The 16,918-nt window shown below is 71.5% G+C and carries 15 protein-coding genes and 1 riboswitch; of the genes, 4 read left to right on the top strand and 11 right to left on the bottom strand.

Annotation, left to right across the window (positions count from 1 at the left end):
* Nucleotides 1–227: 227 nt before the first annotated feature.
* Entirely contained in the window at nucleotides 228–1,013 is a 786-nt protein-coding gene (locus tag ACZ56L_RS02290; protein ID WP_471060595.1) for a hypothetical protein, read from the bottom strand.
* Between the two features lie 1,244 nt (nucleotides 1,014–2,257).
* On the opposite strand from ACZ56L_RS02290, the gene ACZ56L_RS02285 reads away from it, so the two are divergent.
* On the top strand, nucleotides 2,258–2,887 hold the full coding sequence (locus ACZ56L_RS02285; protein ID WP_471060592.1) for a class I SAM-dependent methyltransferase: 630 nt from the start codon (nucleotides 2,258–2,260) through the stop codon (nucleotides 2,885–2,887).
* 116 nt (nucleotides 2,888–3,003) lie between these two features.
* Here the strand turns inward: ACZ56L_RS02285 and ACZ56L_RS02280 are convergent, their stop codons facing one another.
* Nucleotides 3,004–3,606 carry an integrase gene (locus ACZ56L_RS02280; RefSeq protein WP_471060589.1) on the bottom strand — a complete coding sequence of 201 codons (603 nt, stop codon included), beginning with the start codon at nucleotides 3,604–3,606 and terminating at the stop codon, nucleotides 3,004–3,006.
* On the opposite strand from ACZ56L_RS02280, the gene ACZ56L_RS02275 reads away from it, so the two are divergent.
* Together ACZ56L_RS02275 and ACZ56L_RS02270 are read left to right on the top strand one after the other, a co-directional pair.
* Complete coding sequence (locus tag ACZ56L_RS02275) at nucleotides 3,566–5,296, top strand: DNRLRE domain-containing protein (RefSeq protein WP_471060586.1); 1,731 nt, start codon at nucleotides 3,566–3,568, stop codon at nucleotides 5,294–5,296. The two genes, ACZ56L_RS02280 and ACZ56L_RS02275, sit on opposite strands and share 41 nt — an antisense overlap.
* Before the next feature lie 12 nt (nucleotides 5,297–5,308).
* Nucleotides 5,309–5,653: a hypothetical protein gene (locus tag ACZ56L_RS02270; protein WP_468688549.1), complete on the top strand. Its 345-nt coding sequence runs from the start codon at nucleotides 5,309–5,311 to the stop codon at nucleotides 5,651–5,653.
* Between the two features lie 252 nt (nucleotides 5,654–5,905).
* Here ACZ56L_RS02270 and ACZ56L_RS02265 read toward each other — a convergent pair whose 3' ends face one another.
* From ACZ56L_RS02265 to ACZ56L_RS02225, 9 genes are all read right to left on the bottom strand, one after another.
* Entirely contained in the window at nucleotides 5,906–6,763 is an 858-nt protein-coding gene (locus tag ACZ56L_RS02265; protein ID WP_471060582.1) for an energy-coupling factor ABC transporter ATP-binding protein, read from the bottom strand.
* Nucleotides 6,760–7,509 (bottom strand): cobalt ECF transporter T component CbiQ, encoded by a 750-nt coding sequence (gene cbiQ / locus ACZ56L_RS02260; protein WP_471060579.1) that lies wholly within the window; start codon nucleotides 7,507–7,509, stop codon nucleotides 6,760–6,762. Before cbiQ ends, ACZ56L_RS02265 begins: the two co-directional genes overlap by 4 nt.
* A 6-nt stretch (nucleotides 7,510–7,515) precedes the next feature.
* Complete coding sequence (locus ACZ56L_RS02255; protein ID WP_471060576.1) at nucleotides 7,516–7,890, bottom strand: energy-coupling factor ABC transporter substrate-binding protein; 375 nt, start codon at nucleotides 7,888–7,890, stop codon at nucleotides 7,516–7,518.
* Nucleotides 7,887–8,588, bottom strand: a complete 702-nt coding sequence (locus ACZ56L_RS02250; RefSeq protein ID WP_345218035.1) for an energy-coupling factor ABC transporter permease — start codon at nucleotides 8,586–8,588, stop codon at nucleotides 7,887–7,889. Before ACZ56L_RS02250 ends, ACZ56L_RS02255 begins: the two co-directional genes overlap by 4 nt.
* A gap of 29 nt (nucleotides 8,589–8,617) precedes the next feature.
* Nucleotides 8,618–8,802, bottom strand: a riboswitch (cobalamin riboswitch).
* Between the two features lie 255 nt (nucleotides 8,803–9,057).
* Nucleotides 9,058–9,936: an SDR family oxidoreductase gene (locus ACZ56L_RS02245; RefSeq protein WP_345218033.1), complete on the bottom strand. Its 879-nt coding sequence runs from the start codon at nucleotides 9,934–9,936 to the stop codon at nucleotides 9,058–9,060.
* A gap of 130 nt (nucleotides 9,937–10,066) precedes the next feature.
* Nucleotides 10,067–10,903 (bottom strand): glycosyltransferase family 2 protein, encoded by an 837-nt coding sequence (locus tag ACZ56L_RS02240; protein WP_471060571.1) that lies wholly within the window; start codon nucleotides 10,901–10,903, stop codon nucleotides 10,067–10,069.
* On the bottom strand, nucleotides 10,888–11,922 hold the full coding sequence (locus ACZ56L_RS02235) for a glycosyltransferase (RefSeq protein WP_471060567.1): 1,035 nt from the start codon (nucleotides 11,920–11,922) through the stop codon (nucleotides 10,888–10,890). The genes ACZ56L_RS02240 and ACZ56L_RS02235 overlap by 16 nt, the downstream gene beginning before the upstream one ends.
* Entirely contained in the window at nucleotides 11,919–12,989 is a 1,071-nt protein-coding gene (locus tag ACZ56L_RS02230) for a glycosyltransferase (protein WP_471060564.1), read from the bottom strand. Before ACZ56L_RS02230 ends, ACZ56L_RS02235 begins: the two co-directional genes overlap by 4 nt.
* A complete protein-coding gene (locus tag ACZ56L_RS02225; RefSeq protein WP_471060562.1) occupies nucleotides 12,986–14,095 on the bottom strand; it encodes a glycosyltransferase family protein in 1,110 nt (369 codons plus the stop codon). The genes ACZ56L_RS02230 and ACZ56L_RS02225 overlap by 4 nt, the downstream gene beginning before the upstream one ends.
* Before the next feature lie 417 nt (nucleotides 14,096–14,512).
* Between ACZ56L_RS02225 and ACZ56L_RS02220 the strand changes: the two genes are divergently transcribed.
* Nucleotides 14,513–16,780, top strand: coding sequence for a catalase (locus tag ACZ56L_RS02220; protein WP_471060559.1), 2,268 nt, complete (start codon nucleotides 14,513–14,515; stop codon nucleotides 16,778–16,780).
* Nucleotides 16,781–16,918: the final 138 nt, after the last annotated feature.

Genomic DNA, 16,918 nt, shown 5'->3' with positions numbered 1-16,918 from the left:
GTGGACGGTGTCCTCGATCAGGCAGCCGAGGTCGGCGCCGTCCGGGAGGTCGCCGGAGGAACGGTGGGACGTCGCTGTCCTCCGCCGCCGGCCCGCCGGGGAACACCCGGCACAGATCTCGACAGCCGCTCCGGGTGGCCTTCCTTCTCCTGCTCAACTGTGACTGAGCACGGTAGATGGCGCGGATGGACAACTCCGATGCACAGCTCCGCCCCCCCCCCGGCCGGTCAGGTAGCCCATGGAAGCCGTACGGCTTCGAGGTCCCCGTCGTTGAGGAGGGCTTCGATCAGCGCGGTCGGGCCGGCCACCTTGGTGGCCCAGAGGTCGTAGTCCGTGCACAGTACCCAGGACTGACCCCGCGGCCAGAGGTTGGACGGGCTCCAGCCGTCCTCCTCAGGGTGGTCGTACAGCACGTGGGCGCCCGCGAGCGTGCCGGTGCGGATGTGCAGGTTGTCGAAGTCGTCGGCTCCATGCAGCAGCGGGCTGTAGTAGGCCAGGCAGGGGGTGTCGGGGCCCTGCGGGCTGTGCTCGGTGAGGATCGTGATCAGGCGGTTCCAGGCGGCCCGGTCCATGCTGCCTTCGGACGGGACCTGGATCCCGACCGGCCAGGGGCGCGGCGCGATCGAGGGGAAAGAGCTGTGGCACGGCAGGCGTCCCTCAGGCACGGTCGGGTCACCGATCCGGCGCGCGAGCTCCGTCCGTCGCAGTCGGCGCCAATGAGGTCCGGGGGGCTCACCGGGGACCGCGTCCATCACGTCTGCCGGGTCCAGACCTGGGACGATCTCGGGCCCGCCGCCCAGGAGCACGCGCCGCTCGTACTCGACGTAGGACATGCCCGTCGGTCCGAGCTCGTGCTCGTACATGGAGTGAAGCACCCAGACCGCGTCGGGCAGCGCTGGCGGCATGAACCCCGTCAGTCCGTCATCGGAGGTCAGGTCCCGCAACCAGTCGGCTTCCCGGCCCGCGGTGAGGGGCCACCGAGCGGTCGCCAGAGCTGCAGTTGTCTCGTGCATCCGCCCAGAGTCGCACCCGACGTGAAGGGCCTCCCCAGCCGGGCCAGACCGCCCGGCACACCCCACTCAGGGTGCTCCCGCGCCAACCATCGCGCTCAAGGCCAACCAGGGTGCTCAAAGGCCAACTATCGCGCTCCGTCACAGCCCGGTGAACCGCCCACTTTCCGGCATGCCGCCCACCGCGCGGTGCCAGGACACCGCGGCACGGGTCGAGGGCCGGGCTGTGGGCCCCGTACCAGAGGCCGCCGACCTTCACTCCTCGCCGGGCGTCGACCTTCACGAAGTGCACCGGCAGCAGCTCGTAGTACAGCTCGGGCGACGGGATCTCCAAGGCGGTGCCGTCGCGGGCTGCTGCGGCGGCGACACAGCAGCCGCTGCAGATGGTCCCGCGCCACCACTGGCCACGCCGTCGCCGCGACGAACTCCCCGAAGCGCCCGGGGCCGACCGCCGCCGTAAGCAATTCCTCCTCCAGGCCCAGCGGATCCGTACGCGGACGGCGCCCACGCGCGAGGGCCTCCACGGTGTCGGCGACGTGGTCCCGCCACCCGGTCACCACGAGGTAGCGCCGGCCTGCGGAAACCGCCACCCGGTCGGTCGCCGCGAACACGGCCAGGTCCGACTCCTTGACGAGGTGTGCCGGGCGGACGTCGATCAGCAGTGTCGCTCCCGCAGTGGCCACCAGGAAGTCCGGGACGTGTTGCCGGCCAACCCCGTCGTCGAAGAAGCGGAGGCGAAACGGCTGCGAGAGCACATCGCGGACCTGACCGCAGAGGTCCAGAACGGTCAGCGCGCGGCGCGCGGCGCTCGGCCAGGCTCTCGAACCCGTGCCCGCGTCCCGTCTCGCCCCCATGAACGCCAGCCCGGGCCGGTGCCGCTGTCCCGGACGCCAGGAGAACGCGCGAACAGGCCGGGCCCGACTCCAAGGGAAGGCGGCCATATCACGTACGGGAATGACGACATCGCTTCCGTCGACCCGCCAGGTGGCCGTCCGACGCCCCACCCGGTCCGCCCGCGCATCGAGAGTCTCTCCTCGCGCAACCGTGTAGGGCAGGACGAGTTCGTCCAACCCACAACAGTGGGACCACACGCATCCCAGGCCAACACCCGTCATGTCACCGAGGCACCTTCTCCGAACTACCGGGGCGTCCCGTGGTCAGGTGACAGGACGATCAGTCCTGTGGGGAAGGGGCCGGTATGGGGCCGGAGAACTGCTGTGAACGGCGCGGGTGTTAGCTTCACTCCCGTGTTAAAACACCAGGACGAGACCAGGGCGGCCTACGACGGGGTCGTCGAACTGTATGCGTCGATGTTCGCTAATCGGTTGGAGACGCAGCCGTTCGCGCGGAACATGATCGGCACCTTCGCCGAGCTCGTGCGTGACACGGGGAACCTGCGGGCAGCCGACGTCGGGTGCGGGCCCGGCCATTTGACCGCCATGCTGCACGACTTGGGGTTGGACGCCTTCGGGCTCGACCTCTCCCCGGCTATGGTCGCCCACGCCCGGCGGGCCCATCCGGTGCTGCGGTTCGATGAAGCACGAATGGAGGCCCTGCCGGTCGAGGACGGCACGCTCGGCGGAGTGCTGGCCCACTACTCGATGATCCATACCCCACCTGAAGAATTGCCCGCGCTTCTCGCTGAGCAGGTGCGTGTCTTGGCACCAGGGGGCCTGCTTCTGGCGTCATTCTTCGGAACCGAAGGGCCGGAGCCTGTCCGCTTCGACCACAAGGTGGCGCCTGCCTATAGCTGGCCGGCGGAGCAGTTTGCCGGGTTGCTGGCCGGGGCCGGGCTCGTCACGGTGGCTCGGTTGCTCCACGACCCAGCGTCCGAGCGGGGCTTCCTCGACACCCACTTGCTGGCCCGCCGCCCGTAGAACGTGGCCCGTGGCCGGGGTCGGGGTGGTGTAGATCATCCGCGTGGACGAAGCTCGTCCACGCGCCGCGTTCTGTGGCGGTGTCTGCTGAGCCCGCCGGATTGACAGCCGATCAGTCACGCAGGCCCCGGCAGGGTGGCCGCCGCAGTGGTGCGAGCAACGACCTCCCGGTAGGCAGGGGTTCCCAGGTCGACAGACTCCTGCTTCCGGGAGATCTGGGCGTCGAGTTGGGCTAGCTTCTCCTCGGCATGGGTCAGGCTGCTCTGCAGCCCTTCGATCTCGCCGAGCCAGCCTTCCCTTTCGGCTTCCAAGATGCGCGTGGGGAGGTTGTCGCGGATTTCGACAAGCCGGGGACGTTCTGTCGCGTGGACGATCGGGGCGGGGCATCGGACGCAAGCGTGTTCGTGAGCACAGTCAGTTCCGTATGCGCGGCCGCAGTCGCCCAGGGCGAGCTTGCGGCGCTCAAAGTGTCCGAGGAACTCTCCCCATTCCTCAGGGGTGACGGTGCGGTGTTCGTCGGCAGGCCGCAGAGCCCGGCGCCGGGCGATGAACGCTCGATGTGCCTCGATGGCATCAGTGGGGTAGATCGCGGCGTGTCCCATCGTCGTTCCGATGTGGTCGTGACCAGCGATGACCTGGGCGATGTGAGGTGGCAGGCCGTTGAGGACGGAGTCCGTGATGAAGATCCGCCGGAAGGTGACGATCGACCCGGCAGCCAATGTGCTGGACGTCCTCTTCGACACATTCGTCCAGGCCGGTGACACCACCGATCAGTCCGCCAGCACCGACCTCAAGATCGGTTGGCCCGGCGACTACTCGGGCTCCACCAAGCGCACCGCCCGCTCCTTCCTGACGTTCAACACCGCCGGCTTCGCCGACTCCCTCGTCTCCAAGGCGAACCTCAAGCTGTGGAACTACCACTCCTGGTCGGGCGAGGCACGCGGCTGGGAGGTGTGGGCCGCCGACCCGGCGGACAAGAACACCCGCTGGACCAAGCAGCCGGCGCTCAAGGCGAAGGCCGCCACTTCGACCGGGACCAAGCCCGGCACCGCCCCGGGCTGGGTGAACGCCGACATCACGCAGCTCGCCCAGACCTGGTCGTCCGCGAAGGCCACGAGCGGATCCGTCGGACTCAAGGCCGCAGACGAATCCGACACCTACGGCTGGAAGCGCTTCTACTCCGCCGAGGCCGCCGACCAGGACCAGGTCCCGACCCTCGAAGTCACCCACAACTACCGCCCGGGGGACGGAGCCAACCTCCAGGCCGGCACCCCGTTCATCTCCTCCGGCGGCATCTTCAAGGTCAACTCCACCACCCCGACCCTGCGGGCGTCGATGGCCGACTCCGACCCCGAGGACACCGTCCAGGGCACCTTCGAGATCACCGACGACGCCACCGGCAAGGTCGTCGCCACGGTCAACTCCGAGAAGGTTCCGGGCAACACCACGGCTTCGGTCAAGGTCCCGGCAGGCAAACTGACCTCGGGCAAGACCTACAGCTTCCGCACGACCGCCTTCGACGGCACCCACTACTCCGCCGGCTGGTCCTCACCGGTGAAGTTCTACGTCGATACGGCCTGGAAGCTCACCGCTGCGGAGGAAGCCCTCGGACTGGCCAACGCCTACTCCGAGGCCGCCGACACCACTGCCGCGACCTCCTCCGACGAGAAGTACGCCGCCATCGCCGCCACCGACGAGAACACCGTCGGCGTGCCCTGGAACGGCAAGGACGGCACGATCGACGTCCAGAACGCGAAGATGCCGACCAAACTGGGCCTCCCGGCAGTCGACACCAAGGGCGCCGCGATCGGAGGCAACGTCGTCTACACGTCCAGCGGCCCGGTCGACACCGTCGTGCAGCCCACGGTGGACGGTGGCAGCCGTACTCTGCAGATCATCAAGAACAGCAGCGCACCGCACGACTACGAGACCAGCTTCACCCTCCCGGCCGGGATGAAGGCGGTCCCCCACGACGACGGATCCGTCTCCGTCCTTCCCCAGGACGACAGCAAGGGGGAGGCGGGCTTCTTCGAGGCTCCCTGGGCCAAGGACGCGCAGGGCAAGGACGTGCCGACCAGCTACAAGGTCGTCGGGAACAAGCTGGTGCAGCACGTCGACTTCGATGCGAACTCCAAGTTCCCCCTCGTGATCGACCCGTCCTTCTGGTCCACCGCCTGGAAGATCACGAAGTGTGCCGCGTCCGTCGCCGGCTTCATCTACGGGTTCACCCCGGCCGGTTCCAGCAAGAAGGTCATCGTCGCCGTGCGCTTGATCAAGAAGATCGGCTTCAAGAAGACCGCCAAGCTCATCCAGACCTGGAAGAAGCGGCGCAAGCTCACCGTGGAGGGACGCAAGATCGTTGCCGCCATCCTCGGATACGCCAGCATCCAGAACAACTGCAAGTTCTGACCGGGATCCAAGATGCTGATCGCACTCGCTTTCGTCGTCACCGAGGTGGCGATCCTGATCACCTATCTGCTGCGCCGCGGCAAGGGCACTGAACTTCCGGCGCTGGACACGGTGAACGTCAGGGACCTGCTCCTCGCAGCCATGGCCACCAGTTCCGGGTACGCGCTCACTCACCACTACGGCCTCGGCGGTTCCGATCTGGTACCACTGCTGCTCCTGGGGTGCGTACTCCCGACGCTGGCAGGTACCGCGATGGGCCACACCTCCAAGTCCTGGACCGGGCTCACCTGGCTGCCTGCCGTTCTGGGCGGCCTGGCCGTCGGATCAGTCAACCCCGACGCGCCCTGGCCCTGGTAGGGGAGGGCCTCACCACCACACACGCGGGCATCGATGTCCTCGTGGCTCAAGCCCCCGGCCGGCACGGGGTGTCGAACCTCTGCCGGGACGAGGGGACGCGGCGCCGCCCGCGGTTCCGGTTCGCACCTGCCGAAGAACACGGCACGGAGCGGACGGTGGAGGAGTCATCGGGCGGTCGTCGACGGCCTCTTCTTCCGGCGGGCGGTCGAGCGTCGGACACACGGTCACGGGCCGCGCCCCGGGCGCGGGTGCTCACTCCGCAGCCTGCGCACCCCGCACCAGGGCCGTGTACGTGTCGAGTTCCGACGCGGTACGCGGCCCCGGCGCCTCCCGGTCCAGCAGATTCTGCGCGCGCAGCAGCCGCGACGCCGCGATCCCCCAGGCGGGTCGCAGTCCCGCCTGCTCCAGGAGGTCGCCCCGGGCCAGGGTGTCGGGTGCCGCGCCCAGCCGCACCCCGGACGGGGTGAGCAGGGCGACGTCGTCGGCCCACCGCAGTGCCAGGTCCACGTCGTGGGTGGCCATCATGACGGTGGTGCCGCCCGCCCGGAGCCCGGCGAGGGTGTCGAGCAGTTGTTCCTGCCCTTCCGGGTCCAGGCCGGCCGTGGGCTCGTCGAGGACGAGCAGGCGGGGGCGCAGGGCGACGGCTCCGGCGATGGCCGCCCTCTTGCGCTGACCGTAGGAGAGCAGGTGGGTGGGGCGTTCGGCGAGATCGGTGATGCCGAGGGCGGCGAGCGCCCGGGCGACCCGGTCGGCCACTTCGGCGGGCGGCAGACCGAGGTTGAGCGGCCCGAAGGACACGTCCTGGGCGACCGAAGCGGCGAACAACTGGTCGTCGGGGTCCTGGAGCACGAGCTGGACGCTGGTGCGCAGCCGGGTCAGGCCCGCCCGGTCGTAGGTCACCGGCTTCCCCTCCAGGGCCAGGTGGCCCGTGCGGGGGCGCAGCCCTCCGCTGAGCAGCCGCATGAGGGTGGTCTTCCCGCTGCCGTTCCTGCCGAGGAGCGCGAGGGCGCGCCCCGCGCAGATCGCGAAGTCGAAGTCGCTGAGCACGGCGGGACCGTCCTCGTAGGCGAACGACACCCCGTGCAGGCTCACCACGGCGTCGTCGTTCATGGCAGCAGCCTTTCGAGTACGAGGGTGAGGATCACCAGGGCGGTGAGCAGGGCCAGGGAGAGGAGCACGAAGCGGCGGGAGACGTGCAGGTCGGGCGTCATGACGCGCAGGGTGCCGTCGTAGCCGCGCCCCGCGAGCCCGCGCTGCATGCGGCCCGCCTGGTCGAACGCCTTGACGAAGGCGACGGCGCCGAGCCCCGCCAGGGAGCGGAAGGCGGCGGTGCGCGTGGTGTGGCCGAGCCGCGCGGCCTGCGCCTCGCGGATGCGGCGGACGGACTCGAGCAGGAGGAAGATCATCCGGTACATCACCAGGGCCACGTCCACCACCGGCGCCGGAACGCCCAGCCGCAGCAGCCACGTCAGCAGATCCGTGACGGGTGTGGTGAAGGCGAGCAGCAGCACGCCCAGGGACGCGGCCGACGAGCGCAGCAGCACCTGCGTCGCGTGCTCCCAGCCGTGCGGAGCGAGAGCGATGAACGCGCCGGGCGCACCGACCTGGACGGTCAGGGTGGCCGCACCCGTGACGCAGAAGCCGAGCGGCACCCGCCAGGCGCGCCACACCTTGCGGAGGGTGACGCCGGCCGGCCCCAGGAGGAGCACCAGTGCCGTGACGAGTACGAGTACGGCTCCCGGCCACGGCGGCAGGGTGACGGCGAGTGCGGTGAGGCCCAGGGCGAGGACGGCTTTGTCGAGAGGGTGGCGGCGGCGCCAGCGGCTGCTGTGCGCCGCCACGTCGATGGGCAGCACGTGGGCTCAGGTCCGGTCCCCGGCAGGTGGGTCCACGGCCGCTTCGGCGGTGCCGGTGCCGCTTCCGGCGCGGTGCGCGGCGCGCAGTTCCCCCTGCCTGCGTCCGCGGCGCAGCCCGAAGTAGTACGCCAGGACGCCGGCGCCGAGGGCCGCTTGGAGGGCGAAGAGGGCGGACTCGACCTCCCCCGAGGGCGGCTCGTAGAGCGGGGAGAACCACGGTTCGTAGTCCGGGTCGATCTGGGTGATGGCCGTCTCCGCCTCGGCGTCGGCCCCGGCGAAGGGCTCCTCCTTGTGGTCGCCGAGACCCAGCGCGAGCGGCAGGACCGCGAGCGCGGCCACCACGAGCAGGAGCAGCAGGTTGATCTTCGTGTTCCGCTTCACCGGGCCACCGCCTCGGAGACGGAGTCGCGCCGTCCACCGGTGACGAGCACGCCCAGGCGGGTCAGTTCGCCTTTGCTGGACTGGACGAGGAGCCGCATGACGAGCACCGTGAGCAGGCCCTCGCTGACGGCCAGCGGGATCTGCGTGAGGGCGAAGATGGAGCCGAACTTGCCCAGTGCGCCGAGGAATCCGCCGCTCGGGTCGGGGAAGGCGAGCGCGAGCTGCACGCTGGTGACGCAGTAGGTGGTCAGGTCCGCCACGAACGCCCCGAAGAAGACGGTGACCATGAGCGGGACGTCGTAGCGGCGCAGCAGCCGGTAGACGCCGTATCCGGTCCAGGGGCCGACGACCGCCATGGAGAAGGCGTTGGCTCCCAGGGTGGTCAGTCCGCCGTGCGCCAGGAGCAGCGCCTGGAACAGCAGAGTGATCGTTCCGAGCACCGTCATGATGGGCGGCCGGAACAGGATGGCGCCCAGGCCCGTGCCGGTGGGATGGGAGCAGCTACCGGTCACCGAGGGCAGCTTGAGTGCGGAGAGAACGAAGGTGAACGCCCCGGAGGCGCCCAGGAGCAGCGTGCTCTCCGGGTGTTCCTTGACCTCCCGGGTCAGGGAACGCACTCCGTGGACGACGAACGGGGCAGCCGCGACGCCCCAGGCGATCGCGTGTACTGGGGGCAGGAACCCCTCGGCTATGTGCATGGCTCAGCAGACCTCTCCAGCACCTCGTGGACGGTTGAAGTGCCCTGGCCGGTCTCCTGGCTGACGGGTGACACCGCCCGGATCTCCGCCTTCCCAGGTCCGAGGACCCAGTGGCTGCCCGCGAGGGGCTGGAGCAGGACTTCCCGATCACAGTGGCGAGGGCCGCACCGGTACTTCACCGGATTTCCCGTACACCAAGGCAGGTGGACACTACTGCCCAGGTCCTGCGCATGACAACCACGGACCGGCGTGGCCGCCGGCGTCGTGGTGCCAATGGGGCGCGTCAGGTGCGGGAGTTCGAACTGGGCGCGGACGCCGAGGTGGTGCGTCGGTTCGTCCAGAACCGGTGCCGGAACCAGTGCCAGGGCCCGTGCCGGCCGGAGGCCGCCGGAGGGAGGGAGCCGGAGCTCGTCCGTTGCGCCCGCCCCCGCGCCAGTGGCGGCAGCGCGGGGGGGCGTCCGGCGGTGGGCTACAGGGGTGTGCCGCCCGTCGCGTTCATGATCTCCGCGGTGATGAAGCTCGCCTGTTCCGACGCGAGGAAGACGTACGCGGGGGCCATCTCCGCGGGCTGTGCCGCCCGGCCCATCGGGGACTGCGCGCCGAACTCCTCGGTGTCCGGCAGCGTGGCCGGGATGAGCGGGGTCCACACCGGGCCCGGGGCGACCGCGTTGACGCGGATGCCCCGGTCGACCAGCATCTGCGCGAGGCCCTTCGTGAACGTGACGATCGCGCCCTTCGTCATGGCGTAGTCGAGGAGCTGCGGGCTGGGCTGGTAGGCCTGCACCGAGGTGGTGTTGATGATCGAGCCGCCCGCGGGGATGTGCGGCACGGCCGCCTTGCACAGCCAGAACATGCCGTACAGGTTGGTGCGCACCACCCGGTCGAACTGCTCGGTGCTGATGTCCTGGATGCCTTCGGGCTGGGCCATCTGGTACGCCGCGTTGTTGACCAGTACGTCGATCCGCCCGAACTCCGCGACGGCCCGCTCGACGAGCGCCCGGCACTGCTCCTCCTCCCGGATGTCGCAGGGCACGGCCACCGCCCGGCGGCCGGCCTTCTCGACCAGGCGCACGGTCTCCTGGGCGTCCTGCGCCTCCTCGGGGAGGTGGGTGAAGAGGACGTCCGCCCCCTCACGGGCGTAGGCGAGCGCGACGGCCCGGCCGATGCCCGAGTCGCCGCCGGTCACCACGGCGGCCCTGTCGGGCAGGAGACCGCTGCCCCGGTAGGACTCCTCGCCGTGATCGGGGACCGGGTCCATGGCCGCGGTCGTGCCCGGCGGCTCCTGGTCCTGCTGGGGGAACGGGGGCTGCGGGTGCTTCGTCCTGGGGTGCTGCGGCGTCTCGCCCATCGGTTGTTCCTCCTGTGGTGCGCTTTGCTCTGGTTCGTGGGGATAGGTCCTTGCCCCGGAAGGTCGTGTGTCCCGTGGGCCGGGGTTTCACGCATCGGCCGCCGGGCGGGTTCCCCGGCTCCGCCGGCCGTCACCCCGCGGCCTCCCGCGCGGTCACCCGCCATCCGTCGCCCGTGGTCGCGCGGGCGACCAGGCCCAGGTCGGCGAACTCCCGCAGCCAGCCCTCCATCGCCCAGGTTCCCCACCGGCGGTGGAAGAGGGACGCGTTGCGGACGATGTCGTCGACGTGCTCGACGGGCGGGCGGGAGACCGGGTGGTGCTGGTGGTGGGCGGGCGCGCCTCCCACCCACCGCAGCTCGACGCCGCGGGCGGCGGCCAGCCGGGCGAAGTCCGTGTCCTCGCCGCCGTAGCCGCTGTACTCCTCGCAGAAGCCGCCGACGGTGCGCCAGGTACGGGCGGTGAGGGCGAAGGACAGCGACCAGAAGAGGTCGTGGTTCCCCCCGCCCAGTACCTCGTCGTCGGCGGGCACGGGACGGCCCGGGTGCGGCGGCGCGAGCGTGTGCAGGGCGGCCAGGTCGTATCCGCCGGGCTGCGGTGGCGGCAGGTAGGCGACGGTGCCGCACAGCAGGGCGCCGTCCGTGGCCGTCTCGGCGTACCGCGCGAGCAGCCGGGTTCCCGGTACGCAGTCCACGTCGAGGAAGACCAGCAGGTCGGCCCCGGCGGCCAGGGCCTTCGCCGCCCCGGCGTTGCGGGCGGCGGCCAGCGGGAGCCGCCCGTCGGACGGCACGGGCACGGCGAGGGTCTCGGCCACCGGCCGCCGGCCGCCCAGGAGCGCGGGCACGGCCGGGTCGCCCATGGTGACGGCCAGATAGTGGTCGGGTTGCCGTTCGCCCGCCGCCAGACCGTCCTGTTGCAGCAGGAGGTGGCGGTGGCGTCCGGCGACGAGGGTGATCACCGCTGTGCGCACGGCTGCCTCCCGAGGGCCGGTCCGGCCGTGGCCAGGCGGTCGAGGAGCTGCGCGGCCCGGTCGGCTCCGTCGCCCGGCGCCCACCGGGCCCAGCGGTCGGCCGGGGTGCGGGCGGTGCGCTCCAGCAGCCCCGGCCACTCCTCCGGGGCCGGCCAGCCGGACCGCACGGTCGCGAGTCCCGCCCCGTGCAGCGCCCTCGCCGTCGCCCGCTGTTCGTCGTGCGGACGGTCCTGGGCGATGACGAGCGCCGGGGTGCGGGCGGCCGCGCACTCGGCGATCGCGTTCTGGCCCGCGTGGGTCACCACCGCGTCCGCCCGGCACAGCAGCGGCCACGGGTCGTCGGTCCACTGCCCTCCGGTTCCGCCGAGGACGGTCCATTCCCAGTCGGGGGTCTTCTCGCGGGCGCGCCGGACGTCGTCCTCGGTGATGCCGTCACCTCCCGCGCCGAGCAGCACGACGACCGAGCGGCGGGACGGGGCGGGGGTCCCCTCCCGCGTGGGGCGCGGCCGGCCGTCGTAGCGGGAGAAGGCCCCGGTGTGGGTGGTCTTCGCCCGCCAGTGGTCCGGCCAGTCGGGCTCGGGCCAGGCCGCGGGCCAGGGGGCCAGCAGGGCGTCGGCCAGGTCGTACGCCGTGCGGTGGGCGGTGTCGAAGCGGTCGCCGCGCATCGCGGCCACCACCACGGGCACCCCCATCAGCCGGGCCAGCAGGGCGACTTCGACGGAGACGTCGCTGACGAACAGGTCCGGTCCCGCCTCGGCGATCCACCCGGCGATCGCGCCCATGCGTCCGCGCAGCCCCGCGTGGCCCAGCGGCGCCCAGTGGAGCGTGCCGCCCGCGGTGGGGGCCGCGCCGTCCGCCCCGGCGCCGGTGTCCTTCGGCAGCTCGGTCCACTCCCCCGGCCAGCCGGCAGGGCGGGGAAGCGACGAGAAGCCCGCCACCGGGGTGCGCAGACGGTGCGCGACGCACACGGCGCGGTGCAGGTGGCCGCGGCCGTGGTGGTGGACGTAGTAGCCGATCATGCGGCGAGCTCGTGGTAGAAGTCGGTGTAGTTGTCGGTCATCGCCTCCAACGAGCAGAAGTCCTCCGCCCGCTGCCGCGCCGATCCGCGGTCCAGCCGTACGGCGTGGCCGATCAGGTCGGCGAGCGCGTCCACGTCGCCCGGCGGGGCGAGGGTCCCGCACTCCGGGGTGAGGATCTCGCCGAGGGCGCCGCGGTCGAACGCGCACACCGGCGTCCCGCAGGACAGCGCCTCCGCGACGACCAGTCCGTACGGCTCGTCCCAGCACGGGGTGACCAGGGCGGCGGCCGAACGGCCCACCAGTTCGGCCAGGTCGCGGCCGGTGAGGTGGCCCGCGTAGGTGATGTCCTCGTCCAGCAGCGGGCGCAGGTTCGTATCGAAGTACCCGCGGTCGCCCACGGGCCCCACCAGGCGCAGGCGGCGGCCCGCCTTCCGGGCGGCCAGCGCCGCCAGGTGCGGCCCCTTCTCGGGCACGATCCGGCCGAACCAGACCAACTGGTCGCCGCCGGGGCCCGGCCGCCAGCGGCGGGTGTCGACGCCGTTGCGGATGACGCGGGCGTCGGCGACCAGCGGGTGCCAGGAGGACGCGGTGTGCAGGCTGACCGCGCTGTAGACCGCCCGGTGGGGGCCGTGGGCCTGCATCGCGGACTCCAGCCAGGGCGTCGGGGGCGTGTGGAGGGTGGTGAACATCGGGCCGCGCACCGCGGGCGACATGGCGACCGGCAGGTAGTGGAGGCTGTTGTTGTGGATGACGTCGTAGCGGCGGCCGTCGTCCGCGGCGAGGTCGAGCATCAGCCGCAGGTACGCATGGTGCTCCTCCAGCCACCTGGGGTCGGGCATGCTGACGTCCGCCCGGGCCTCCTTGCTCAGCACGGGCAGGTGGACCGGCAGTTCCCGCACTCCCAGTCCGGGGTCGGAGCCGGGGGCGGCGAACAGGTCCACCCGGTGGCCGCGCTCCCGCAGGGCCCTGGCCAGGGTCCAGGTGTGCGCCTCCAGCCCGCCGGCGAAGGGTTCCTTGACGGGAAAGCGCACGGAGGCGATCAGAGCGACGCGCAGCGGGTCGCTCACGCCAGCAGTTCCTGGTAGACGGCGCGGTGCGCTTCGGCCACCCTGGCCCGCTCGGCCGTCCGGTCCGCCGCGCCGGCGCGCCACTGCGGGCGGGTGCGGTACGCCTCGCGCACGGCCGCCCGCAGCGAGCCCGCGTGCAGCCCGTCCGCGAGGCTGAGCCCGTACCGCAGGCAGGCCCGCTGCTCGGCGTAGTACCCGCAGGTCGGGACGGCGACCGCGGTGCCGAGGTCGTGGCAGGCCTCCAGCCATCCGGAGTGGGTGCCGAAGGCGTACGGCAGCACCGAGAGGTCCAGGGAGGAGAGGTAGTCCCACAGCTGGTCGTCGTCGAAGTAGTCGTGCTCGCGCAGCACGATGCGCCCGGCGGCGGCCAGGGCGCGCAGCTCCGCCACGACCTCAGGGGCGTGGGCGTGCGCGCCCGGGTCGGCCGCCTCGCGGTGGAGGTTCACCTGGAGCACGGCGTCGGGCAGTTCCCCGACGGCGGCGGTGAGCACTTCCAGGACCGGCAGCAGCGCCATGTTGGGGCGCAGGCTCTTCGCGTGCAGGCCCACCCGGAAGCCCTCGTGCTCCGGGCGCGGGGCGGACAGCCGGGGTTCCTCGACCACGTGGGGATGGGGGACGACGGTGGCGTGGCGGTTCCAGCGCCGGGCGATCTCGCCGGCCGCCCCCGGGGTCAGCGTGAAGAGGTGGTCGGCCGCCGGTATCAGGACGTCCAGTGCCGCGTCGTGCGGGGCGGGGTCGGCCTGGTGCGGGTTGCGCAGGTCGTGCACGGTGTAGACGAGGGGTTTGCGGAACTCCTTGAGCGTGCGGACCAGTTCGGCCAGTTGGGCGGGGGTCTGCGCGTCGAAGCCGAAGTGCAGGTGGAACAGGTCGAACTCGGTGTGGTGGGCGCGCACCCACGCGGGATCGAGCATGACCGGCGGCCACCACTGCTGGGAATTACTGGGCGCGCCGTTGGGTCTCGGGTCCGCGAGCCGCACCACGCCGTCGGGTTGCCGCCCGTCCGCGCAGTGCCTCACGTAGACATGACCCGAGGGCACGGAGGCGACGCGGATCACGCCCGGGCCGGCCGGGGCGTGCGGGGACGCTAGCGAACTGGGGCGGATCATGGCTGATGGGCTCCTGCCTTGGGCGCGACGGCACGGGACCCGCTGCGGAAGCGGTCCTGTCGTATGGCGAAGGGATCGCCGTTCTGCCCGGTGCGCCGAGCCTCCGGGAGCCACGACGTGTGTCACACGGAGAGCCCGGTGGGAACCGGGGTCGACACGGTCGCAACGGGTGCGGCGAGGCACATGACCGGACCTCCGTCGCACAGAGTTACGTTGCGGCTACGCCCACTCTGCCGCACCCCCGCCGGGCCTGCCAGCCGGGACGCCGGTGGCGGACTCCGGGTGCGGCGGGACGGGAGGTGCCCGATCCTTGGAAAGGTTGCTTTCCGCCCTGTTCTCCCCGTTTGGGCTGTGCGACGGGGGTACCCAGCAGACGTACGACTCCGGAACCGATCTTGGTACGTGGAAGGAATCCCCGTGGACCGCTCCAGCGCCAGCAGCGCCGCAGACCACCCCGACAAGCAGGCCGGCGAGAAGGGGGCAGCTGCGCCGAACGCAGATGTTCCGGGTCGTCCGGCGCCGGTGCCGGTGCCGGTGGAGGAGCCGACGCAGGTGCGTGGGCCGTTGCCGCCGAAGCCGGACCAGCGGGGTCCCGCGACGGTCAGCCCGACGGGTGAGGCGACCGGTGTCGATCAGGAGGTGGTGGCGCAGCGTGAGGCGTATCTGACGACCGCGCAGGGCGCCCGCCTGTACGACACCGATCATTCCCTGAAGGCGGGTGAGCGGGGTCCGGTGCTGTTGCAGGACCACCACTTGCGGGAGAAGATCACCCACTTCGATCACGAGCGCATTCCTGAGCGTGTGGTGCATGCGCGTGGTGCGGCCGCGCACGGCACGTTCACCTCGTACGGGACGGCTGCCGGGGTGACGAAGGCGGCGTTCCTGGGTGAGGGGGTGGAGACGGAGGTGTTCGTGCGGTTCTCCACCGTGCTGGGCTCGCGGGGTTCGGCGGACACGGTGCGCGACACCCGGGGCTTCGCGACGAAGTTCTACACCGGGGAGGGGACCTTCGACCTGGTGGGCAACAACATTCCGGTGTTCTTCATCCAGGACGCGGTCAAGTTCCCCGATGTCATCCACGCGGGGAAGCCGCATCCGGACCGGGAGATCCCGCAGGCGCAGAGTGCCCATGACACGTTCTGGGACTTCGTGACCCTGCACACCGAGGCCACGCACCACACGATGTGGAACATGTCGGACCGGGGCATTCCGCGTTCGTACCGGATGATGGAGGGCTTCGGCGTCCACACCTTCCGCCTGGTCAACGCGCAGGGCAAGACGTCGCTGGCGAAGTTCCACTGGAAGCCGAAGCTGGGGGTGCACTCCCAGGTGTGGGAGGAGGCGCAGCTCACCGCGGGGATGGATCCCGACTTCCACCGCCGTGATCTCGCCGATGCGATCGAGGCGGGGGCGTTCCCGCAGTGGGAGCTGGGTGTCCAGGTCTTCCCCGACAACCCCGAGCAGGTCTTCGAGGGCATCGACCTGCTGGACCCCACGAAGATCGTCCCCGAGGAGCTGGCGCCTGTGCAGCCCCTGGGGCTGCTGACCTTGAACGCGAACCCGACGAACTACTTCGCGGAGACCGAGCAGGTCGCCTTCCACCCCGGCCACCTCGTGCCGGGCATCGACATCACCGACGACCCGCTGCTGGCGGGGCGGCTGTTCTCCTACCTGGACACCCAGATCAGCCGGCTGGGCGGCCCCAACTTCGGGCAGCTTCCCATCAACCGCCCGCACGCCCCCGTCAACGACATGCTCCGCGACGGCATGCACCAGACGGCCGTCCACTCCGGGGTCGCCCCGTACAAGCCCAACTCCCTGGACGGGGGGTGTCCCTTCCTGGCGGGTGAGGACATGTCCGCCTACGTTGAGGTCGCCCAGCCGGTGGCCGGGCGCAAGGTGCGCCAGTCGCCGGCCTCCTTCAGCGACCACTTCAGCCAGCCGCGCCAGTTCTGGCTGAGCATGACGCCCGTGGAGCGCGAGCACATCGTGGCCGCGTACACCTTCGAGCTGAACAAGTGCTTCGAGCAGGGCATCAAGGAACGGGCGCTGAAGGTCCTCGCCAACATCGATGCCGACCTGTGCGCCCAGGTCGCCACCGGGCTGGGCCTGCCCGCGCCCGAGGCGACCGTCCCGCACGCGTCGGTCGACCCGAGCCCGGCGCTCTCGCAGGTCGGGGGTGAGTGGCCGGCCGACGGGCGGATCATCGGGATCGTCGCGGGCCAGGACCTCACCGGTCTGCGTGAGGTGCGGCAGGCGGTGCTGGACGCGGGCATGGTGCCGCTGGTCGTCGCGGCCACCGGCGGCACCCTCGACGACGGCACGGGCGAGCCGGTCACCGTCCAGCGCACCTTCACCACCGCCCGCTCCATCGAGTTCGACGCGATCCTGCTGGCCGGAACCCCCGCGGCGGGCGCGGACGCCTACGCCGCCCGCGACGCCAAGGCCGACGAATCCCGCGCCCACGTCACCGACCCCCGCGTCCTGCTCCTGGTCTCCGAGGCCTACCGCCACGGCAAGGCCATCGGCGGCTGGGCGGACGCCGCACCCGTACTGGAAGCGGCCGGAGTGCCCCAGAGCGCACCCGGCGTGGTCCTGGGCCAGGCCGGCCCCGAAGTACTGGGCGAGCTCACCGGACTGCTGGCCAGGCACCGCGTCTGGGAGCGGTTTCCGGCGCAGCTCTGAGCAGGCGCGCTCCGCGCCGCCGTCGCACTGAGCCCGCCACCTGACGCGGCCGGGCGTTCCGCAGACCTGCGGGGCGCCCGGCCGCGTGTCGCGCGGCGGGTGCCGATCACGTGCGGCGGGGTAGGCGGCCGGGGTCCG

Source organism: Streptomyces sp. NPDC039736 (assembly GCF_055596485.1).
The sequence above is the reverse complement of the archived record's forward strand: the minus strand, read 5'-3'. Positions and strand labels throughout refer to the sequence as shown.